Source organism: Galbibacter sp., assembly GCF_048266365.1.
In the GTDB taxonomy this organism is placed as follows: Bacteria; Bacteroidota; Bacteroidia; order Flavobacteriales; family Flavobacteriaceae; genus Galbibacter.
In genome coordinates, this window is the sequence record NZ_JBLWZP010000008.1 from 91,792 (window position 1) to 112,529 (window position 20,738).

Genomic DNA, 20,738 nt, shown 5'->3' on the forward strand with positions numbered 1-20,738 from the left:
GTTTGTCGTTAGTAACAATACCAATCCAATTTTAGTAACTTTAAAATATGGGGAACTTACTTTCATATTGGGAGCAGAAAATGTATTTTTCTAATGTAGACTTCACCGTTGTGGGTGCAGGTATCGTAGGGCTGCATTGTGCCTTAAAGTTAAGGACGGAATTTCCAAAGAGCTCTATTGTAGTCCTTGAAAGAGGTCTATTGCCTCAAGGTGCTAGTACTAAAAACGCGGGATTTGCTTGTTTTGGAAGCGTCTCAGAGCTTTTAGACGATTTAAACACACATACAGAGAGCCAAGTTCTCGAACTCGTTGAAAAACGCTATAAGGGGCTGCGACAGCTAAAAGCGACGCTAGGAAGTCAGCAAATCGGCTATAAGCATCATAAAGGCTTTGAGTTGTTTCTTAAGGATGCTCCAGAGATTTACCGGCGATGTATGGATAAGTTTGCTGAGATCAACAAACTGCTCTATCCCATTTTTAATAAAGAGGTTTTCACAACTCAGAAAAATAACTTCTCCTTCAAAGGGGTTTTCGACAATTATTTAGTCAATGATTTTGAAGGACAACTCGATACAGGTAAAATGATGCATGCCTTGTATAGAAAGTGTGTACAGAATGATATTACCATCTTATACGGACTGCATGTAAATGGGTATGAGCTTAAGGGAGGTGATGTACTCATAAAAACAGCGCTTTTAGATTTCAGATCAACAAAACTTTGTATAGCGACCAATGGTCTCTACGATGGGCCGGCTGTGGATCAGCAGAATGTCAAACCTGCTCGTGCCCAGGTATTGATTACAAAGCCAATCCCAAACTTGCACCTCAAAGGTACATTCCATTTGGATAGAGGGTTTTATTACTTCAGAAATATTGACAATCGAATTTTACTTGGCGGTGGAAGAAATTTAGATATGCAAACGGAACAAACTACTGTATTTGACACCACTAAGGTCATTCAGGATAAATTAGATCAACTCCTTAGGAATGTAATTCTACCCAATACTGAGGTTGAGGTAGATTCCAGATGGAGCGGTATTATGGGTGTTGGAAACTCAAAACACCCCATCGTTAAAAAAATAGCAGACAATGTGTTCTGTGGCGTTCGACTCGGAGGAATGGGTATAGCTATCGGTTCACAGGTAGGTGAGGATTTGGCAAATTTAACAATGAAGTATGTTTAAAAAGATAACTCGTTTTTTCTTAAAACTATTTTTTTGGTTTGTAGCCATGACAGTGCTTTGGGTGCTTTTCTACAAATGGGTGGCAGTTCCGGCTACACCGCTGATGGTTATTCGCAGTGCTCAACAATTACAACAGGACGAGGGTATTCAGTGGAAACATCAATGGGTGCCTTTAGAGAAAATTTCAAAGAATTTGCAACTTGCAGTCATATGCAGCGAGGACCAAAAATTTACTTCCCATCGGGGTTTTGACGTTGAAGCCATCGAAAAAGTTATTGATAATTATTCCACCGATGAGCGTCTTAGGGGTGCAAGCACCATAAGTCAACAGACTGCAAAAAATGTCTTTTTATGGCCACAAAGAAGCTGGGTTCGAAAAGGTTTTGAGGCCTATTTTACTTTTTTAATTGAGATGCTGTGGTCCAAACCAAGAATAATGGAGGTGTATTTAAACAGCATTGAAATGGGGCAGGGAATCTACGGAGCCCAGGCCGCTGCTCAGCACTGGTTTCATAAAGACGCTGCATTGCTTTCTAAATATGAAGCTGCTGCGATTGCTGCCATTCTTCCCAATCCTTTACAAATGAAGGCAGATCCCGCAACTTCTTATATTCAAAAACGAAAAGAATGGATACTTCAACAGATGGGTTTTTACGGTCCCCTAAATTTAAAGACAATTCCTTCAAAAAATAATTAAAAAATATGGAATTAATACCCAATTATTTACCAAGGATTTAAGTATGGCTAAATACTTCAAATCTGTTGGATATAAGCACAAGGATCAAAATTCTTTTCTTACTCACGCAACCTTTTTACTGTTTTTACTTCTATTAGGTATAATAAACACTAAATAGCAAAAAATGAAAAAACAGAAATTGATGGCAGTTGTTCTACTTACTGCTCTAACAGGGTTGTTTGTAGGTTGTAATGATGATGACACTAGCAGCTGTACACCAGATTATATTGGAGCGCTAAGCGCAGAAGAAACTGCATTTGCAGGGGAATGGACCTTATCTGCCATTGTATCCGATAAAGAAGTAGACCTTACGGACGACGAAGAAGATAATGCAAGCACTGACATTTACGCGCAACAATCAGAATGTCAAAACGATCAACAATATATTTTTAAAACTGATAGATCTTTCGAAATCCAAGGCGGTGAGAACGCTGCGGATTGTGACCCAGTTCAATCTATAGCCGGAACATGGAAGTTGGGAGGATCTACCCTTGGATTGATCTACTTCTGCTCAGAGAATATTCAAGCCATCGAGTTCAATACAGAAAAGACTAGTTTTTCTTTCAGCAGTGATTTAATCATAACTGATTTAGCTGGGAACAAAATAGACGCAGAGGTGACTTTCACTTATTCCAAAGCACCAGTCGCTGAAGAAACAGAATAAGATCATAGTACAATAAACAAGTTTTAGGTTTTGTGTAAGGCCGATGTGTTCTAATTCATGAATGCATCGGTCTTTTTTAGCTGAAATTTGATTTTAGAACCACCTCTTGATCAGCCTCAATTGCGACAGGATGATTGAAAAACACTGTTTTTGATCTCAGGGAACTTTCTATTAAATAATGGCTCCCTTGAAAATAAGAATTTTTAACCTTAACCTTTAGGGTACCATTTTCGGTTAACTCCAATTGATGAGGGTAGCACACTATTTTTTTATTGGATGTTGAATTGGGTATGAGCTGCTTTTCGAAGAGCTCATTTACCTCTCCAAAAAGAGAAGCTACATACTTGTTTTTAGGGCTTTTGTATAATTTTTTAGGATCATCCACGCATACTATTTTTCCATCCTTCAACACCATGGTTTTATCTGCATAAGCCAAGGAATCCATATTGTCGTGAGTGGCTGTAATACAACTGATGTTTTGTGATTTCAAATAAGAAAAAAGTTCACGTCTCAAACTGTTTTTCTTGAAATTATCTATATTTGAAAAAGGCTCATCAAGTAAGAGAAGTTTTGGCTCCTGTGCGAGCGCTTTTGCAATGGCAACACGTTGTTGTTGTCCTCCACTTAGATCAGTGGATTTCGTTTTAGCATAGGCAGTCAAACCTACAAGTTCAAGTAATTCCGCGATACGTTTACTCTTTTTTCTGGGATAGAAATTAGAAAGGTACTTACCCACATTTTCTTCTACAGTAATGAAGGGCATTAGATCATAATCCTGTGCTACATATTTAATAAACTCTTCACCAGGGACAAGATTGAAATTTGGTCCAAGTAGCCGAGTGTCACCCCAAAAAATCTTTCCTTTTTCAACGTGATATAAGCCGTATATAATCTTTAAAAGTGTGCTTTTCCCAGAGCCACTCTCACCGATAATGGAGAGTTGCTTTCCGGGATTTAATTCCATGGAAATATTTTTGAGAACTACTTTGGTATCATACTGAAAAGTAACATTTTGAACTCTGAGCATTTGCGATCAATTTTGACACCCAAAGTTAATGAATATGGCTCGATATCGGCATGTACACTATAAATTAGATGCTTTTTATAAGAAATTACTCTTTTGAAATCCTCCCTTTTTTGTAGTAAAGAAGAAGGTTGAAGAAATGAACGACAAACCCCAATCCAAGTAGGATCAAGCCAAAGGTGTCACTTTGTAGAACATAAATCAGTACAATACTAACGACGGTTAAGATTGTCCCTAAAAAAAAGAGCAAAATAAAAGTGGGTTTGTAGAGTGGGTTCATGCTTGTTGTTTTACAATTATGAAGAATTAGACTTAAAGTTAAACAAAAAGATTTAGAGCTTCAAATTTTGCTGTTTAGATCTGCTATATTAGTTGAGCAGATGGTGTTAATTGTGCTACTAAAGTAATTCGTATTCTATATCTTTGTGTAAATGGTTAAGTTAGAAGTTTATGGATTCAATTTTTATTAAAAACATGGTTTGCAACCGTTGCATAATGGTGGTGCAAAATGAATTGGAAAAGTTGAATTTGGATGTTAATTCGGTCAGCCTGGGCAGAGTCGATTTAAACAGTCTGCTATTGGAGACTGATAAAAATAAACTCAAACAAGCATTACTTCCGTTGGGATTTGAGGTTATAGATGATAAGAGAAGTAGAATTATTGAATCTATAAAAAACATCATAATCGATGTTGTTCATCATCAAAACTCTGAAATTAAAATCAATTTATCCGAGCTGCTCAGTAGCAAACTACGTCTTGACTACGGTTACTTGTCTACCCTCTTCTCAGAGGTGGAAGGGACTACTATTGAAAAGTATGTTATTGCCCAAAAAATTGAAAGGGTGAAAGAATTACTGGTCTATGATGAATTGTCCCTAAGCGAAATTGCTTTTCAACTTAACTATTCCAGTGTTGCATATTTGAGCAATCAATTTAAAAAGGTAACTGGCCTTACCCCAAGCCATTTCAAGCAGATAAAAGAACAAAAACGAAAACCATTGGATGAAGTTTAATTCCTTTTATCCGTTTTTGTAGACGAATACCTAGCTTCACATCGTTGGTTATTTTACTTTTTATGTATATTAGTTAGCCAAAAGCGTAGCGCATGGATGCAATATTAAACACCCAATTGCCGCTAGTAGACCCGGTATTAAAATTTTTAGTCATCTTATTAATTATTTTACTGGTCCCTATAGTGTCCGATCGATTAAGACTTCCACATTTATTGGGAATGATCATTGCTGGGGTTATCATTGGTCCCTTCGGCCTGAATTTACTTGCAAGGGACAGCAGTATTATACTATCCGGAACCGTAGGACTGTTGTATATTATGTTTTTGGCAGGCTTGGAGATTGACATGAAGGATTTCAGGTCAAACGCTATTAAAAGTACTTTATTGGGCCTGTATGGCTTTTTTGTTCCTATGATATTTGGAATATTGGTAGGTCTATATGTTTTGGAGTTCTCTTTAATGACTTCAGTGCTACTTGCCAGTATGTTTGCCTCTCATACGTTAATTACCTACCCCTTGGTTAGTAAATTGGGGGTGACAAAAGATTTGTCAGTTAATATTTCAGTCGGCAGTACACTCATAACGAATATATTAGCTCTTTTAGTCTTAGCTGTTGTCGTGGGGATGAGTACAGGTGATATCGATCATAATTTCTGGTTTGAATTGGCAGCTTCTTTTATTGTTTTTACACTGGTGATCACCTTTATATTTCCAATTATTGGGCGTTGGTTCTTTAAACGTTACCAAGATAATGTCTCGCAATACATTTTTGTTCTGGTCATGGTGTTTTTAGGGGCCGTACTTTCTCAGCTTGCAGGGATAGAACCAATCATTGGTGCGTTTATGGCAGGATTGGCTTTGAATCGGCTTATTCCCCATACCTCACCACTTATGAATAGAATTGACTTTGTCGGTAATGCTATTTTTATTCCCTTTTTTCTGATCGGAGTAGGAATGTTAATTGATTTTAGGGCTTTTACGAATTCCCAAACCCTGGTCGTTGCGGTTGTCATGTCAGTGGTGGCAACACTATCTAAACTTTTTGCGGCCTGGGTCACTCAAAAGAATTTCAAACTAAGTAAGGATCAGCGCTTACTCATCTTTGGGCTAACCAATGCCCAGGCAGCGGCAACACTTGCAGCCGTACTTGTGGGTTACAACATTGTTTTGGGTGAAACTTCGCAAGGAGAACCTATTCGTTTGTTAAATGACAGTGTGTTAAATGGAACCATTATAATGATTCTTGTGACCTGTACAATCGCCTCATTTGCGACCCAAAAAGGGGCTAAAAATATAGCCATATCTGAACATACCGAAGAACAGCCTAGTGATGTAGAGGAAAGGATTCTAATTCCTTTAAGTAATCCCGATACTATAGATGCGCTTGTCGACTTGAGTATCAACATTAAATCCAAATACAACACCAATGGACTCAGGGCTTTGAATATTATTAAAAATGACGCAAATCAAACCGATACTTTGATTAACGGTAAGAAAATTTTGGAAAAAGCTCAGATAAGTGCAGCGGCTACGGACACTCCCGTGAAAACAATTTTGCGCTATGATTTGGATTTGGTCCATGGTGTAACCAATGTCATTAAAGAAGAAAATATAACCGATCTTGTATTGGGTCTTCATTTAAAAACAGGAGTTTCTGGAAGTTTTTTAGGGAATCTAACCAATGGGATCTTAGAAAAAAGCAATATCACCACCTTTATTTATAACCCACAACAATCCATTGCGACTATTAAACGACACCTGATCATTGTCCCGGAAAATGCAGAACTTGAAAGCGGATTCTCCTTCTGGTTGTCAAGAATTTGGAATATCGCTCTAAATACTGGTGCTCCCTTAATTTTTTATGCACCTAAGTCGACCATAAAGCTCATTAAGAAAATTCATTTAAAACATCCTATCGCAATTGAATTTGAAGTTTTCTCCAACTGGGCTGATTTTGGAAAGCTCACCAATGAACTAAAAGAAGATGACAATTTAATAATTGTACTGAGCAGGAAGAATCTGCTCTCTTATCAAGAAGGGATGGCAGAGGTTCCGAACTATCTAGAAAAACACTTCAAAGACATGAATTTCTTATTGGTATATCCTTCACAGTCAACATTTACCGTTGATGGGATGGTAGATCTCACCAATCCTTCCTTGCTACATGCTATAGAAAAACTGGATGTCATCGGTAAAACCATAGCTACAATATTTAGAAAAAAGTAAAGATTGCAAAGGTTAGTTTCTTTTTCAGCTTGAAGACAATTCCAAAAGTTTGTTCATGGTCTTCCAGTTGCGGGTAGTCCCTTGAATTTTTAGTTTTTTCTCCACAAAGGGGTTATTCACTTTGGATTTACCATAACCTATATGGTAACAGAAATATAGCAGTGCTCCATCGAATACAAATTCCTCATCTTCAGAGTTATATTCTAGTAAAAGCCGTTGAGCTTCCAAATCAGGCTTTTTTTCCAACAAGGTACAGTACAGTTTTTCTATGGGGAATTGGCTTTGAACAAAGGGATTTTTTTGGATTATGTGTTCTAATTCTGAAGAATTCAGGACTAAAACGGTAACCTCAAATCCGTAGGTTTCTTTGATCAGCCTTTCGATTTGCTGCTTCACTACTGTCTTTTTTTGATCGCTCTTACAGAGGATATTGCCACTTTGAATATAGGTCTGGACATTTTGAAAACCACTATTTAATAGTAGTTGTTTAAAATCAGCCATTTTAATTTTTCGATGCCCTCCAACATTGATGCCTCTAAGTAATACAATATGGGTGTTTAAGTTGGTCATAATTAAAATATTACCGTAAAAATAAAAAAACTCCAAGAAAAGTTCTTGGAGTTTTAATCTAATTTTTTAAAAGGAAGTTTAGTTTGCGCCCCCTCTACGCTCTGGTTGTTTTGGAGTTGGCCAAACCGCAGGCTCTCCAGTTCTTCTGTCTATAGGCAATACACTTTTTACCCTTGATGTACGATCAGGATCTTCACTAGCCATATAGGTCAGAATCACTGTTAGAATTACGTTGTTTCTGACGTCGTCAAATACGATTTTATCATAGGTATCTAAATTGGTGTGCCAAGTGTAGTTCCAGTATGCCCAACTCAGTGAACTCAAAGAGAACGCCGGAGCTCCGGCAGCTACAAATGAAGCATAATCTGATCCACCTCTAGCAGGGGTCCCTGGAAAATGAGTTTCAATATGCTTAGTGACATCTTCAGGAACTACATTTAACCAGCTTCCTAGGTATTCATAGGCATTTAAAAATCCTTGTCCTGACAAGTTAACGACTCTACCAGTACCATTATCCTGGTTGAATACGGCCTGTACATTTTCAACGATTTCAGGATGATCTTCTACATAGGCTCTAGAACCGTTTAAACCTTGTTCTTCACTGCCCCAAAGTCCAACAATTATGGTTCTTTTAGGGTTAGGATATATTTTTTTCAAAATTCGAGCCGCTTCCATCATAGTGATGGTTCCTGTACCGTTATCGGTAGCTCCTGTTCCTCCATCCCAAGAGTCAAAATGTGCAGAAAGAATTACATATTCTTCTGGTTTCTCAGTTCCTTTAATTGTAGCAATAGTATTGAACGTTGGTACCATCCCCAAATCTTTGGACTCAGCAACTATGCGAAGTTTTGGTTTTGCGTTGTGTTCCACCATCCGATAGAGCATTCCATAGTCTTCTAAGGAAACATCAACCATAGGGATTTTTTTGGTGTAAGCACTAAAAATTTTATTAGCACCAAAACCTTCTGACCAATACGATTGAACTATCCCTGCCGCTCCTGCTTTTTCTAGAGCTTCGACGATAGTTCTTCTGTTATAGCCTGTATTTCGCATATTTTCTTGCCACTTGGTTTCAGCCTCTTCCTTTTCTTTTTTCATTTTTTCAAAGGACTCTTCTGTGGCATATTCCTTCCAGTTCGCCTCTGGTCTTCCTGTAGGCTGTTTCATGGATACCATGACTATTTTTCCTTTAACGCTAGGCAACCAATTTTCAAAAGCTGCGGCGTTTTCTACAATTGGAAGAATTACCAATTCAGCGGTAACCCCTTTCTTTGAGGTACTTGGATTCCATGCAAGTTGTGTTCCATTTATGGTTTCTACTCTAGGGTAAACCATGTCGATATGGGTTATTCCTCTTTCCCATCCTTTCCATTCGCCCCACTGCTCATTTTCAGCAGTAATACCCCAGGAATCAAATTTATCTACAGCCCAAGAATGTGCTTGTTGCATCTGAGGCGTTCCTACTAGACGAGGACCTATACCTTCTAGTAGCTCATAAGCAAGTTCTTCCAGTTGTGAATTTTCAGAGGCCTCTTTAACAAGGGCGTCTACTATTTCTTTTTGAGTTTGTGCTTGTACAAGTGCAGTAATTGAGAAGAGTACTGCAGCACATGTAATTTTAAAATTCATGATATACTTGTTTTAGTTTTTAAGTTTTTCAGTCGGCAAGATGGTATACCCCATATTGTAAAGGGTAAATCCGAAAATATCGGCATATTGTTCAATTGTCTTACTCACAGGAGTACCAGCGCCATGTCCGGCATTGGTCTCTATTCGAATAAGCACTGGATTATCACCGTTCTGTTTTTCCTGCAGTTCTGCGGCAAATTTGAAGCTATGTGCAGGAACAACACGATCATCATGATCCCCGGTAGTAATCAGAGTTGCTGGATATTCTACACCGGCCTTAACATTATGTACAGGAGAATAACCCAGGAGATATTCAAACATTTCTTTGTTGTCATGTGAGGTACCATAGTCATACGCCCAACCTGCACCAGCGGTGAAGGTGTGATAGCGAAGCATATCTAATACTCCTACTGCAGGAAGTGCTACCTTGATGAGATCTGGTCGTTGGGTCATGGTGGCGCCCACTAGCAACCCTCCATTGGATCCTCCACGAACGGCTAAATAATCTGAGGAGGTATATCCTTTTTCAATAAGGTATTCACCTGCGGCTATAAAGTCGTCAAAAACATTTTGTTTCTTTAATTGTGTACCAGCATCATGCCATTGTTTACCGTATTCTCCACCACCTCTAAGATTGGGTACTGCATAAACGCCACCTTGTTCCATCCATACAGCCATTGGGGTGCTAAAGGACGGTGTCAGGCTAATGTTAAACCCACCATAACCATATAAAATGGTCGGATTCTTACCATTGAGCTCAAGTCCTTTTTTATACGTAATGATCATAGGAACCTTTGTGCCGTCTTTGGAGTTGTAAAAGACCTGTTCTGATGTATACTCGTCTGATTTAAAGTCGATCGCAGGTTTCCAATAAACTTCTGAAGCTCCAGTTTCTGGATTAAAGGCATAGGTCGTTCCAGGGGTGTTGTAATTGGTAAATGAATAATAAAGCTCTTTGGCTTCCTTCTTTCCAGAAAATCCTCCAATACTTCCAAGTCCAGGTAACTCCACTTCTCGAACTAAGGTACCGTCATACTTATATTGTTTAACCTTGGATACCGCATCAATCATATATTCGGCAAAAATATAACCAGATCCAGTTCTTGGACTTAGTACGTGCTCTGTTTCCGCAATAAAGTCTTCCCAGTTTTCTGGACTTGGATTTGATGCGTCAACGGTTACTATTTTGCCGTTAGGTGCGTTCAAATTGGAAACCAAGTATAGTTTAGAGCCTACGTTTTCAAGAACATAGGTGTCGCTTTCAGTCGTCTCCATTATAGGGGTTAGAGGCGCATTTTCCTTAGTAAGATCCTTTATGAATAATTTGTTTCCTGAGGTTGAAACTGAAGCACTTATAATCAGATAGTGATCGTCTTCAGTAACACTTCCACCTACGTAACGATGTTTTTCCTCCTCGGTACCTCCGAAGATTAGTTTATCATCGGACTGTGAGGTGCCAAGTTTGTGATAGTACAGCTTGTGTTGGTCGGTCTTTGCTGAAAGCTCACTTCCTTTTGGCTTATCATAGCTGGAATAATAGAATCCTTGGTCTGCTTTCCACGAAACGCCACTAAATTTTACATCCACAAGGGTGTCTTCTACGATTGTATTGGTTACTGCATCTAAAACGATGATTTTTCGCCAATCACTTCCACCTTCAGAGATGGAATAGGCTGCTAGATTACCGCTTTTGGAAAAGCTAAGTCCGCCTAAGGAAGTGGTACCATCTTTGGAGAAGGTATTTGGATCTAGAAAAATTTCCTCCTGATCTTGATCGTCTTTTTTGCGATATAGTACACTTTGATTTTGTAACCCATCATTTTTATAGTAGTAGGTGTAATCACCTTCTATGAAAGGGGCACTAATTTTTTCGTAATTCCATAGGGTTTCTAAACGTTGTTTTAATTGATCCCGAAAAGGGATCTTATCCAGATAATTGAAGGTAACTTCATTCTCCGCTTTAACCCATTGGGCTGTTTCTTCAGAACGGTCATCTTCTAACCATCTGTAGGGGTCTTTTATTGCAGTGCCAAAATAAGTATCCACTGTATCGACCTTTTTTGTAATAGGATATTTCAAAGGATTTGAATTTTTAGTTGGTGTGGTTTCACATGATTGTAGAATACCAGTAACCACCGCAAAAGCGATTAATTTTTTCATGTTGAGATTTTGATTATAATTAGCAGCGCTTAAAATAATGAAAAAGCCCTTGAATATGGCTATCCAAGGGCTTAATTTAACATATTTTTGGTCAATCAGTCTTAAACCAGTTTGTTTTCAACCAGATATTCCGCGATTTGTACTGCATTGGTGGCAGCACCTTTTCTTAAATTGTCTGCTACAACCCACATATTTAAGGTGTTGGGCTGTGATTCGTCTCTTCGGATTCTACCGACAAACACATCATCCTTATCATGTGCGTAAATAGGCATTGGATAGGTATTGGTGTCTGGATTGTCCTGAAGGACTACTCCTGGTGTCTCATTTAATAATCTGCGAACATCGGTGAGTGTAAAGTCATTTTCAAATTGTACGTTCACTGCCTCGGAGTGTCCTCCGGAGGTAGGAATACGAACTGCTGTTGCAGAAATTGCAAAGGAATGATCATTAAATATTTTTTGAGGCTCATTAGCGAGCTTCATTTCTTCCTTGGTATATCCATTGTCCTCAAAAACATCACAATGTGGTAATGCATTTTTATTAATAGGATAAGGATACGCCATTTCACCTTGGACACCTGCAAGTTCGTTTTCCAGCTGTTTAACGGCCTTTACGCCAGTACCAGATATACTTTGATAGGTAGAAACAACTACCCTTTTCATTTTGTATTTCTCGTGTAGCGGAGCCAACGCCATTACCAATTGTATGGTAGAACAATTAGGGTTTGCTATAATTTTATCTTCCTTAGTCAATTCACTTGCATTAATCTCTGGAACCACCAATTTTTTGGTAGGATCCATTCTCCATGCTGAAGAATTGTCAATCACGGTTGAGCCTACTTCAGCGAATTTGGGAGCCCACTCTAGTGAAGTACCTCCTCCAGCGGAAAAGATGGCAATATCTGGTCTAGCATCGACTGCATCTTGAAGACCGATAACCGTGTAATTTTTGCCATTAAATTCTAATTGCTTACCTACAGAACGAGGGGAGGCAACTAACAATAATTCATCAACAGGAAAATTACGTTCCTTTAGAACTTTAAGCATTACTTCGCCTACCATTCCGGTAGCTCCTACAACTGCTATTTTCATTTTAAATAATTTTGATGTCTTAATCTGGTAAATAATCAAGTACAAAAGTAATTAATATTCACGTCATTATTGGATAAAATAGTACAAAATATATTTTTGTAACAAAATGTTATAAAAGTTGAATAATAAAAAAATAACCACGCGGTTAAACGTGGTTTTATTTGTATTAATTGTGTAGCGGTAGCTCCTCGTTGATGAGGGATTCCTTACTATTTCGTATTTTGTTTTTTCAGTTCATCACGAATTTCAGCAAGTAGATCTTCAGTTGACGGTCCAGCAGGTGCCGCAGGGGCTTCTTCTTTTTTCTTTTGAGATTTTTCATAAGCCTTTAACACCATGAAAATACAGAAACCGATGATAACAAAATCAATAACGGTTTGGGTAAAAGATCCGTAATTGATACTGACAGCTTCAGAGACCACAGTTTCACCGTCAATGACAGCGTCTTTTAGAACATATTTTAAATCATCGAAATTCACACCACCCAAAAGGAGACCTATCGGAGGCATTAAAATGTCATTTGTAATGGAGGTTACAATTTTACCGAAAGCCCCGCCGACAATTACCGCAGTGGCCAAATTGACAATGTCGCCTTTAAGTAAAAACGACTTAAAATCTTTTAAAAATCCCATAGCTTTTGAACTTAAAATTTATAAATTAGTTTTTGTTTAGTACTCTTAAAAATCGAATTATAGTCCCATTTTGGTGTAATGAAAAACTAATAATATATTCTTAAAAGTAATACCTGAGTATCACGAATATACAATTTAATTTTAAAAATAATAGATTATTTTGTCCCTTCTCCTCCTAGTATACTTACAATGATAATGACGATTTTCCTCATGTTGAGATGGAAAAGCAGCTATTTGGATATTATCTTTCTTGTAATTCGCTGTGATATCGCAGTGATAAGCTCATATGAAATTGTAGAGGCAGTACTCGCAAACTCAGCAGCAGTGGGGTGTTCCCCAAAAATGATGACTTCATCGCCTTCTTGACATTCCAATCCGCTAACATCGATCATCAGCATATCCATACAGACATTACCCACAATAGGGCATTTCGTTCCTTTTAGGGTAAGAAACCCTTTCCCCTTCCCGAATTGCCGTGATATACCATCGGCATGTCCTATTGGAATGGTGGCTGTAGTCATGACTCTGTCAGCGATATGACCTTTGTTGTATCCGACACTTTCCCCGGGTTGTAAATGATGTATTTGTGATATAACACTTTTTAGGCTAGCTATTGGTTTTAAAGTGTCATCAAATCGCGGATCATTTCCAAAACCGTACAAGCCGATTCCACTACGGACCATATCGAATTCTGCCAGGTCTCTGTAGTTTAATATTCCAGAGGTATTTAACAGGTGAAATAAAGGTTTGTAGGGCAGCCTTGATGTAATTTCATTTTTAATTTTCTTAAACGCATCAATTTGTCCAAGACTAAAGCTTTTTTCATTTAAATCTTCAGATGCGCCTAGATGTGAAAATACGGATGCCACTTTAAGCTGCTCCTGTATGTTCAATTGCTCTAATAACTGCTCAAGATCATCGGCATTAAAGCCTAAACGGTTTAATCCCGTATTAAACTTCAAGTGTATAGGATAGTGCTCTTGATCTTCTGAGGCCCTTAAAAAGGAACCCAAAACTGAAAAACTATAGATGCTAGGCTGTAGTTGATATTTGATAATATCCTTGAAGTGAACCTGAAGTGGATGTAGTACCACGATAGGTGATTTTACTCCGTCTTCCCTTAGTTTGATGCCTTCTTTCGTATAAGCAACGGCAAAATAGTCTACACCTAATTTTTCCAAATACAATGCTAATTCACTGGCATCGCTTCCATAGGCAAATGCTTTGACTACGGCCATGAATTTGGTTTGTGGACTTAGTTTTGAACGTAAATGGTGGTAATTGGCTTTAAGTGAAGGCAGGTTAATTTCCAGTGTTGTTTCCTGAATTTTCGTCATCCTCTTTATTTTTTTTAATGCGGTCGGTCACCTCTACCACATCTTTGACTTCCATTTTATTCAATTTTTCTCTGAGCATGGCTTTAAAGTATGCAGCTCTGCTCAATGGTTCGTACTCTTCGGTTTCTCCTAGTAACACCAAATTTTCATTGGAAGATTTTCTAAAGCTGTAATTGGCCAAATTCCCAGTTCTGGTGCATACAGCATGTACCTTCGTAACATATTCAGCTGTAGCCATTAGTGCCGGTATGGGGCCAAAAGGATTTCCTTTAAAATCCATATCCAAGCCAGCGACTACAACTCTAACCCCTTTGTTCGCCAGATCATTACATACTGAAACAATTTCCTCATCAAAAAATTGAGCTTCATCAATACCAACCACATCACAGTCATCTGCCAATAGTCTGATATTGGCTGCTGCAGGGACAGGGGTTGATCGAATTTCATTCGCGTCGTGTGAAATCACCATTTGATCATCGTAACGGTTGTCAACACTAGGTTTAAAGATCTCGACTTTTTGTTTGGCAAACTGTGCACGTTTCAAACGACGAATCAATTCCTCAGTCTTGCCAGAAAACATGGAGCCGCAGATAACTTCTATCCATCCAAATTGTTCTTTATGATTTACAGTATTCTCTAGAAACATGTTGTAATATTCTTGGGGTATTCAAAAGGAAAATTTCGCTTTAGCATACGTCAAACAAACTTACATAATTAATTTTTTTGGACTGCGGATTAAAATAAATAATATCAACAAATTGCTGTTTTTTCAAATCATTAACCCTCAAGGGGGTAATGCTAAATTCTCGGTCTTTTTTTTAATGATGTCGAGAAGAGGTTTTGAGATGAATTCCTTATCTGTATGGTGCATCTTGTAAGCCAGTGTTTTAGCTGTAATTTTAGAATTTGTCTAAAGTTTTTTAAGAGAATTTAAACGGACTATTATTAAAAAAATGGCTATCTTTTAACCGTCCTAATCATTGTGGTTTAAGGCAAAGTAATTTGATCGTGGAATCGTTTAAAATAGAAATGATGAAAAAGCAATTGGAAGAAGAATTGAAGTTGTTAGCGCAGAGGGTGTTGAACAAACAAGGTGCGGGGGATGTTCTTGTTTTACATGCCCAGGCACAAAAACTTTATGAAAAACTAACACTTTTAAAGTATGTTGAAACTTATTTTGGAGAGTTACAGACTAGTGAGAATAAACACGAAATTGCGGATCGGTTTGAAATCATGGCCAATGAGGTGCTAAGGGGAAATACTGATGTTCCGGAATCGAATCCCAACGCTGATGAAGAGGATATTATGACACCAGTCATGGAAACTATCAAGGATTTGGTGGATGAAATGCCAGAAGAAGAAACCTTGGAAGACTTATTGGCGGGTATACTTCCTCAGCCAACATTTGTCAAGAGAGATTCGGAATCTGTGACACCAAAGTCTTCGGAAGTGGATACCATTATCGCTAATAATGTCTCAACTCCTAGAGAATTCTCGGCTCAGGGCGGATTCAAAATTGGTCTAAACGACAAAATAGCCTTTATAAAGCACCTCTTTAATGACAGCAGTGAGGATTATGTAAGAGTGGTGTCTCAAATCAATACCATCGATTCTTTTGAAAACGCCCAGCAGTTTATCGACTCTATGGTAAAACCGGATTACAATCATTGGGAAGGTAAAGAAGCTTATGAGACACGCTTTATGACCATAATAGAACAGAAGTTCTCATAATTTATCGATACCAAAAATTTTAAGAGAAAAGTCCTCAAAATTATTGAATTTTGTAGTCTTTAAAAGTGCGATATGGCAAAACTTTACATTGTTCCAACCCCTATTGGAAATTTAGAAGACATTACACTAAGGGCAATTCGAATACTCAAGGAGGTTGATTTAATTCTTGCAGAGGATACACGTACCAGTGGAAAATTATTGAAACATCTTGAAGTTCAAACGCCCATGCAAAGCCATCATATGCACAATGAACACAAAACGGTTCCCAATTTGGTAAACCGTATTTTAGGGGGACTTACTGTGGCTTTAATAAGTGATGCAGGAACACCCGCAATATCTGATCCTGGTTTTTTGCTCAGCAGGGCATGTGTGGAAAATAATATTGATGTTGAATGTTTACCAGGAGCCACGGCATTTGTTCCAGCACTTGTAAACAGTGGATTGCCAAACGATCGATTTATTTTTGAAGGCTTCTTGCCGGTTAAAAAGGGTCGTCAAACGCGCCTAAAGTTTTTGGAAGAGGAAACTCGCACTATGATATTTTACGAGTCTCCTCATAAGATTTTAAAAACCTTGGGTGATTTTTTAACCTATTTTGGGGCAGATCGACAACTTTCGGTATCAAGAGAGCTTACCAAACTTCACGAACAAACCATTAGAGGGACAGTAACTCAGCTACTAGAGCATTTTGGGCAAGTGGCTCCACGAGGAGAGTTTGTGATTGTGGTAGCAGGAAAATCTTAAAAATGTACAATTGTCGTGAGCACGCTTCTGGAAGAGATTAAGCAATGTGAAATTTGTGCGGCCCATTTACCGCTTGAGCCTAATCCTATTCTTCGATTTACTGAAAAATCTAAAATAATGATTATCGGCCAAGCGCCTGGAACTATAGCCCATCAGCGTGGTTTGGACTTTGATGATGCCAGTGGAAATAAGCTTCGATCTTGGTTAGGCGTAGATAGAGAAACATTCTACAACACTGATAATTTTGCAGTGATTCCTATGGGATTTTGCTACCCGGGAAAAGGGAAAACTGGAGACCTACCTCCAAGACCGGAGTGCCGACCGAAATGGCATCCGAGCATTTTAGAGGTCATGAAAGAAGTTCAATTAACCATCCTCATAGGGGCTTATGCGCAAAAGGCTTATCTGGGGGATAAAATTGAAAAAAACCTGACAGAAACCGTTCGAAACTATCATAAGTACCTTCCGTTGCAGTTCCCTATTCCCCACCCATCACCAACAAATCGGTTTTGGATGGCTAAGAACAAGTGGTTCGTCACGGACGTCCTTCCAGAACTAGACCAAAGAGTAAGGAGGATTTTAAGTTGAATTCGACGGAGTTTTCCTTTAATATTCCTTATTTTTGATGCTTTAAATCACTTTAAAAAATATGATTTTTCTAGTGATTTAGTCTAGTTTACTATCCAACTATATAAAGCACTTTTTATGGCAAATACAACGACAGTCGTAACGACTTGGAAAAAGAACATGCAGTTTCATTCAACCAACCCTGCAGGAGAATTGAATATTGATGCAAGCCCTGAGGATGGCGGTGATGGCGAAGGTCTACGCCCGAAGGCACTGATGCTGTCGGCACTTGCAGGATGTTCAGGTCTGGACGTAGCATCACTGATGAGAAAAATGAAACTCGAGGTCGATGATTTTAGAATTGACATTGTTGCAGAGCTTACGGATGAACATCCAAAATATTATCACAAAGTTAGGGTTGAATACCATTTCTATGGGTCCAATTTGGATCAGAATAAACTGGATAAAGCAGTCGATCTATCTGTAGAAAAATACTGTGGCGTGATGGAGATGTTTAGAAGATTTGCAGAGATGGATATTCAGACCATTTATCATAATTCATAATTCATATACCAAATTCAAATCGAAAACAAGATTAACAATTCTAAATTCCGATGGAACCTTCTAGCCGCACCTGCAAATGACGATGTTGAGCGATTGACTAGCGCTTTGGGTGTTGAAGAAGGTATTGCCAGGCTACTGCTACAAAGAGGAATTCTGGATTTTGATCAATCTAAGGCTTTCTTTCGACCATCCCTCGATGATCTCCATGATCCTTTTTTGATGAAGGATATGCAAAAGGCTGTGGAGCGCATTCTAACGGCAATTGAAAAAAAGGAACGTATTTTAGTCTATGGTGATTATGATGTTGATGGTACGACATCGGTAGCATTAGTTTCTAGCTTTTTGACTGAAACCTATTCTGATGTGGACACCTATATTCCAGATCGATATAAGGAAGGCTATGGCGTATCATTTGCCGGAATTGATTATGCCCAGGAGCATAATATCAGCCTTATAATTGCGTTGGATTGTGGAATTAAGGCCATAGACAAGGTTGCCTATGCCAAAGCAAAAGGTATAGACTTTGTTATTTGTGATCACCACAGACCAGGAGCTGAGGTTCCAGATGCGGTTGCCGTATTAGATCCTAAACAAGAGGATTGTGCCTATCCGTATAAAGAATTATGTGGATGTGGAGTTGGTTTTAAACTAATTCAAGCTTTAGCAGCGCTAAGAGGAAAAACAATAACAGACCTAACTCCTTATTTAGACCTTGTTGCCACTGCAATAGGTGCTGATATTGTTCCCATAACAGGGGAGAATAGAGTATTGGCCTATTATGGAATGATTCAAATCAATGATCGCCCTAGAGCAGGATTTAAAGCGCTAACACCAAATTTGAAAAAGGCCGACTTAAGCATGACGGATGTCATATTTAGGATTGCCCCTCGAATCAATGCGGCGGGAAGAATGGAGCATGGGAAATATGCCGTTGGTATATTGGTTGAAAAACGGCTAGACAAAGCCAAGGAAATGGCTGAAGGAATTGAAAACTATAACAGTGACCGTAAAAAATTGGATCAGGAAATTACTGCGGCGGCATTGGAGCAAATAATTAAAAACAATGAAGAGGCTCATGTTACCACAGTGGTGTATGATTCTACTTGGCATAAAGGAGTAATTGGTATTGTTGCCTCTAGACTAACAGAGGTCTACTACCGTCCTACACTAGTGTTTACAAAAAGCGGTGATAAGCTGGCAGCCTCTGCTAGAAGCGTTAAGGGATTTGATATTTACAATGCCTTGGAGGCTTGCACAGATTGTTTGGAACAATTCGGCGGTCATATGTATGCTGCCGGACTTACCATGTCGGAAGAACAATACCTTCCTTTTAAGGAGAAATTTGAAAAGGTAGTCCAGGAGACTATCGACCAGCGCCTGTTAACCCCGGAAATTAAGGCGGATTTAAAAATTGATTTTCACGAAATTAACGATAGGTTTTATCGTGTTCTGAAGCAGTTCGCTCCCTTTGGGCCCGGGAATACAATACCAGTATTTTTATCACAGAATCTAAAAGATACCGGTAGTAGTAAAGTTGTTGGAAAGGACAACTCACATTTGAAAGTCAGTCTCTGTCAATCGGACGGCGTGATTCTTGAAGGTATAGGATTTAGTATGGGTGATAAATTATCCCTGTTAAAAAGCGACCAAGCCGTGGATATCTTGTATACCTTAGATGAGAATCATTTCAATGGTAAAACCATGCTACAGCTCATCATAAAAGACATCAAACCCGCAAACCTTAACGAATTGGCGAGTGGGAGCGATCTGTAAAGCTGTTAGGAAAGTGAGCTAATTTCGACTACACTATCGCAATATCAATGTTGTTTAATTTAATATGTAAAAGGATATGCTTAATTGGAAAGACGTTATAAATTTTGCTCAAAATGGAAGCCCAGCTCCTAATAAGCGAGTAGAGAAAACTCCTCAGCAATGGCGAGAAATACTCAGCGAAGATCAGTTTCGCATTACAAGACAAAAGGGGACAGAAATGGCTCATACAGGAGCTCATTGCACAACACATGAGCCCGGTAAATACCACTGCGTGTGTTGTGGCGAAGCTCTTTTTGATTCTGGGATTAAATTTGAATCAGGAACCGGTTGGCCAAGTTTCACCCAACCAGTTGCCGAAAATGCCATTAAGTATGAGAAGGACATATCCTATGGCATGGTGCGTGTTGAGGTCATGTGTAATGCGTGTGATGCGCATTTAGGGCATGTGTTTCCAGACGGACCGGAACCTTCAGGATTGCGCTATTGTGTTAATTCTGCCTCAATCGAATTAGAAAAGCAAGAGGAGTATGAGTCAAAACAATAAACAGACAGTAGCCACCCTTGGAGGTGGATGTTTTTGGTGCGTGGAGGCAGTATTACAACGTCTAAAGGGTGTAAATACCATAGTCTCAGGCTATACTGGAGGTAATGCTCCAGGTCGTCCCACCTATAGGGAGGTATGCTCTGGACTCACAGGTCACGCAGAGGTGGTACAAGTAAGTTTTGATCCACAAGAGATAAGCTTTAAGGATTTACTGACCATTTTTATGACCAGTCATGATCCTACAAGCCTCAATAGACAAGGTGGAGATATCGGAACCCAATACCGTTCTGTTATTTATTATCATGATACCGAACAACAAGAGGTGGCTCAGGAAGTTGTTAGGGAATTAGCCTCCTATTACGCTGATCCTATAGTAACAGAAATCAGTCCTTTGGAAACTTTTTACCCTGCGGAGGACTATCACCAAGATTATTATAATAACAATCAATCTCATGGGTATTGTTCGATGGTGATCACACCAAAAATAGTAAAGCTCAAACAGCGATTTGCCGACCGATTAAAACCCTTGGAGTATTAATAACAAGGGGA

20 protein-coding genes are annotated in these 20,738 nt (G+C 38.8%); 12 read left to right on the forward strand and 8 right to left on the reverse strand.

The window, feature by feature from the left end; translation table 11 throughout:
• Positions 1-47 precede the first annotated feature (47 nt).
• The 3 genes from ACN0TV_RS12485 to ACN0TV_RS12495 all read left to right on the forward strand — a co-directional run bounded on the left by ACN0TV_RS12485 (position 48) and on the right by ACN0TV_RS12495 (position 2,584).
• Positions 48-1,184: an NAD(P)/FAD-dependent oxidoreductase gene (locus tag ACN0TV_RS12485; protein ID WP_417363253.1), complete on the forward strand. Its 1,137-nt coding sequence runs from the start codon at positions 48-50 to the stop codon at positions 1,182-1,184.
• The gene (gene mtgA / locus ACN0TV_RS12490; protein WP_417363254.1) at positions 1,177-1,881 is read left to right on the forward strand and encodes a monofunctional biosynthetic peptidoglycan transglycosylase; all 705 of its coding nucleotides are present in this window, start codon (positions 1,177-1,179) and stop codon (positions 1,879-1,881) included. Before ACN0TV_RS12485 ends, mtgA begins: the two co-directional genes overlap by 8 nt.
• 163 nt (positions 1,882-2,044) lie before the next feature.
• Positions 2,045-2,584 carry a DUF5004 domain-containing protein gene (locus ACN0TV_RS12495; RefSeq protein ID WP_417363255.1) on the forward strand — a complete coding sequence of 180 codons (540 nt, stop codon included), beginning with the start codon at positions 2,045-2,047 and terminating at the stop codon, positions 2,582-2,584.
• A gap of 76 nt (positions 2,585-2,660) precedes the next feature.
• On the opposite strand, the gene ACN0TV_RS12500 is transcribed toward ACN0TV_RS12495, so the two are convergent.
• On the reverse strand, positions 2,661-3,611 hold the full coding sequence (locus ACN0TV_RS12500; RefSeq protein ID WP_417363256.1) for an ABC transporter ATP-binding protein: 951 nt from the start codon (positions 3,609-3,611) through the stop codon (positions 2,661-2,663).
• A 447-nt stretch (positions 3,612-4,058) separates the two neighbouring features.
• Between ACN0TV_RS12500 and ACN0TV_RS12505 the strand changes: the two genes are divergently transcribed.
• Positions 4,059-4,622 (forward strand): helix-turn-helix domain-containing protein, encoded by a 564-nt coding sequence (locus tag ACN0TV_RS12505; protein ID WP_417363257.1) that lies wholly within the window; start codon positions 4,059-4,061, stop codon positions 4,620-4,622.
• 92 nt (positions 4,623-4,714) lie between these two features.
• Positions 4,715-6,847, forward strand: a complete 2,133-nt coding sequence (locus tag ACN0TV_RS12510; RefSeq protein WP_417363258.1) for a cation:proton antiporter — start codon at positions 4,715-4,717, stop codon at positions 6,845-6,847.
• A gap of 24 nt (positions 6,848-6,871) precedes the next feature.
• Here the strand turns inward: ACN0TV_RS12510 and ACN0TV_RS12515 are convergent, their stop codons facing one another.
• The 7 genes from ACN0TV_RS12515 to ACN0TV_RS12545 all read right to left on the reverse strand — a co-directional run bounded on the left by ACN0TV_RS12515 (position 6,872) and on the right by ACN0TV_RS12545 (position 14,912).
• Entirely contained in the window at positions 6,872-7,417 is a 546-nt protein-coding gene (locus tag ACN0TV_RS12515; RefSeq protein ID WP_417363259.1) for a DUF1697 domain-containing protein, read from the reverse strand.
• Positions 7,418-7,495: 78 nt separating this feature from the next.
• Entirely contained in the window at positions 7,496-9,046 is a 1,551-nt protein-coding gene (locus ACN0TV_RS12520; RefSeq protein ID WP_417363260.1) for a M20/M25/M40 family metallo-hydrolase, read from the reverse strand.
• 12 nt (positions 9,047-9,058) lie between these two features.
• The gene (locus ACN0TV_RS12525; protein WP_417363261.1) at positions 9,059-11,206 is read right to left on the reverse strand and encodes a prolyl oligopeptidase family serine peptidase; all 2,148 of its coding nucleotides are present in this window, start codon (positions 11,204-11,206) and stop codon (positions 9,059-9,061) included.
• A 101-nt stretch (positions 11,207-11,307) separates the two neighbouring features.
• Complete coding sequence (locus tag ACN0TV_RS12530; protein ID WP_417363262.1) at positions 11,308-12,297, reverse strand: aspartate-semialdehyde dehydrogenase; 990 nt, start codon at positions 12,295-12,297, stop codon at positions 11,308-11,310.
• Between the two features lie 209 nt (positions 12,298-12,506).
• Positions 12,507-12,929 carry a large-conductance mechanosensitive channel protein MscL gene (gene mscL, locus ACN0TV_RS12535; protein ID WP_417363263.1) on the reverse strand — a complete coding sequence of 141 codons (423 nt, stop codon included), beginning with the start codon at positions 12,927-12,929 and terminating at the stop codon, positions 12,507-12,509.
• A 230-nt stretch (positions 12,930-13,159) separates the two neighbouring features.
• The gene (gene alr, locus ACN0TV_RS12540) at positions 13,160-14,266 is read right to left on the reverse strand and encodes an alanine racemase (RefSeq protein ID WP_417363264.1); all 1,107 of its coding nucleotides are present in this window, start codon (positions 14,264-14,266) and stop codon (positions 13,160-13,162) included.
• Positions 14,232-14,912: a thymidine kinase gene (locus ACN0TV_RS12545; protein WP_417363265.1), complete on the reverse strand. Its 681-nt coding sequence runs from the start codon at positions 14,910-14,912 to the stop codon at positions 14,232-14,234. Before ACN0TV_RS12545 ends, alr begins: the two co-directional genes overlap by 35 nt.
• A gap of 362 nt (positions 14,913-15,274) precedes the next feature.
• Between ACN0TV_RS12545 and ACN0TV_RS12550 the strand changes: the two genes are divergently transcribed.
• The 7 genes from ACN0TV_RS12550 to msrA all read left to right on the forward strand — a co-directional run bounded on the left by ACN0TV_RS12550 (position 15,275) and on the right by msrA (position 20,727).
• Entirely contained in the window at positions 15,275-15,997 is a 723-nt protein-coding gene (locus ACN0TV_RS12550) for a hypothetical protein (protein WP_417363266.1), read from the forward strand.
• A 72-nt stretch (positions 15,998-16,069) separates the two neighbouring features.
• Positions 16,070-16,741 (forward strand): 16S rRNA (cytidine(1402)-2'-O)-methyltransferase, encoded by a 672-nt coding sequence (gene rsmI, locus ACN0TV_RS12555; protein ID WP_417363267.1) that lies wholly within the window; start codon positions 16,070-16,072, stop codon positions 16,739-16,741.
• A 15-nt stretch (positions 16,742-16,756) separates the two neighbouring features.
• Positions 16,757-17,329 (forward strand): uracil-DNA glycosylase family protein, encoded by a 573-nt coding sequence (locus ACN0TV_RS12560; protein ID WP_417363268.1) that lies wholly within the window; start codon positions 16,757-16,759, stop codon positions 17,327-17,329.
• 117 nt (positions 17,330-17,446) lie between these two features.
• Positions 17,447-17,872, forward strand: coding sequence for an OsmC family protein (locus ACN0TV_RS12565; protein WP_417363269.1), 426 nt, complete (start codon positions 17,447-17,449; stop codon positions 17,870-17,872).
• 93 nt (positions 17,873-17,965) lie between these two features.
• On the forward strand, positions 17,966-19,645 hold the full coding sequence (gene recJ / locus ACN0TV_RS12570) for a single-stranded-DNA-specific exonuclease RecJ (RefSeq protein ID WP_417363270.1): 1,680 nt from the start codon (positions 17,966-17,968) through the stop codon (positions 19,643-19,645).
• Positions 19,646-19,721: 76 nt separating this feature from the next.
• Positions 19,722-20,189 carry a peptide-methionine (R)-S-oxide reductase MsrB gene (gene msrB / locus ACN0TV_RS12575; RefSeq protein ID WP_417363271.1) on the forward strand — a complete coding sequence of 156 codons (468 nt, stop codon included), beginning with the start codon at positions 19,722-19,724 and terminating at the stop codon, positions 20,187-20,189.
• Positions 20,173-20,727 (forward strand): peptide-methionine (S)-S-oxide reductase MsrA, encoded by a 555-nt coding sequence (gene msrA, locus ACN0TV_RS12580; protein ID WP_417363272.1) that lies wholly within the window; start codon positions 20,173-20,175, stop codon positions 20,725-20,727. Before msrB ends, msrA begins: the two co-directional genes overlap by 17 nt.
• Positions 20,728-20,738: the final 11 nt, after the last annotated feature.

What these genes read in the sequence shown, in the direction of transcription:
- ACN0TV_RS12515 (WP_417363259.1), bottom strand. Translation starts at nt 7,417, where the DNA reads ATGACCAACTTAAACACCCATATTGTATTACTTAGAGGCATCAATGTT.
- msrA (WP_417363272.1), top strand. Translation starts at nt 20,173, where the DNA reads ATGAGTCAAAACAATAAACAGACAGTAGCCACCCTTGGAGGTGGATGT.
- ACN0TV_RS12530 (WP_417363262.1), bottom strand. Translation starts at nt 12,297, where the DNA reads ATGAAAATAGCAGTTGTAGGAGCTACCGGAATGGTAGGCGAAGTAATG.
- ACN0TV_RS12495 (WP_417363255.1), top strand. Translation starts at nt 2,045, where the DNA reads ATGAAAAAACAGAAATTGATGGCAGTTGTTCTACTTACTGCTCTAACA.
- msrB (WP_417363271.1), top strand. Translation starts at nt 19,722, where the DNA reads ATGCTTAATTGGAAAGACGTTATAAATTTTGCTCAAAATGGAAGCCCA.
- rsmI (WP_417363267.1), top strand. Translation starts at nt 16,070, where the DNA reads ATGGCAAAACTTTACATTGTTCCAACCCCTATTGGAAATTTAGAAGAC.
- ACN0TV_RS12545 (WP_417363265.1), bottom strand. Translation starts at nt 14,912, where the DNA reads ATGTTTCTAGAGAATACTGTAAATCATAAAGAACAATTTGGATGGATA.
- ACN0TV_RS12505 (WP_417363257.1), top strand. Translation starts at nt 4,059, where the DNA reads ATGGATTCAATTTTTATTAAAAACATGGTTTGCAACCGTTGCATAATG.
- mtgA (WP_417363254.1), top strand. Translation starts at nt 1,177, where the DNA reads ATGTTTAAAAAGATAACTCGTTTTTTCTTAAAACTATTTTTTTGGTTT.
- ACN0TV_RS12520 (WP_417363260.1), bottom strand. Translation starts at nt 9,046, where the DNA reads ATGAATTTTAAAATTACATGTGCTGCAGTACTCTTCTCAATTACTGCA.
- ACN0TV_RS12525 (WP_417363261.1), bottom strand. Translation starts at nt 11,206, where the DNA reads ATGAAAAAATTAATCGCTTTTGCGGTGGTTACTGGTATTCTACAATCA.
- ACN0TV_RS12485 (WP_417363253.1), top strand. Translation starts at nt 48, where the DNA reads ATGGGGAACTTACTTTCATATTGGGAGCAGAAAATGTATTTTTCTAAT.
- alr (WP_417363264.1), bottom strand. Translation starts at nt 14,266, where the DNA reads ATGACGAAAATTCAGGAAACAACACTGGAAATTAACCTGCCTTCACTT.
- ACN0TV_RS12510 (WP_417363258.1), top strand. Translation starts at nt 4,715, where the DNA reads ATGGATGCAATATTAAACACCCAATTGCCGCTAGTAGACCCGGTATTA.
- mscL (WP_417363263.1), bottom strand. Translation starts at nt 12,929, where the DNA reads ATGGGATTTTTAAAAGATTTTAAGTCGTTTTTACTTAAAGGCGACATT.
- ACN0TV_RS12565 (WP_417363269.1), top strand. Translation starts at nt 17,447, where the DNA reads ATGGCAAATACAACGACAGTCGTAACGACTTGGAAAAAGAACATGCAG.
- ACN0TV_RS12500 (WP_417363256.1), bottom strand. Translation starts at nt 3,611, where the DNA reads ATGCTCAGAGTTCAAAATGTTACTTTTCAGTATGATACCAAAGTAGTT.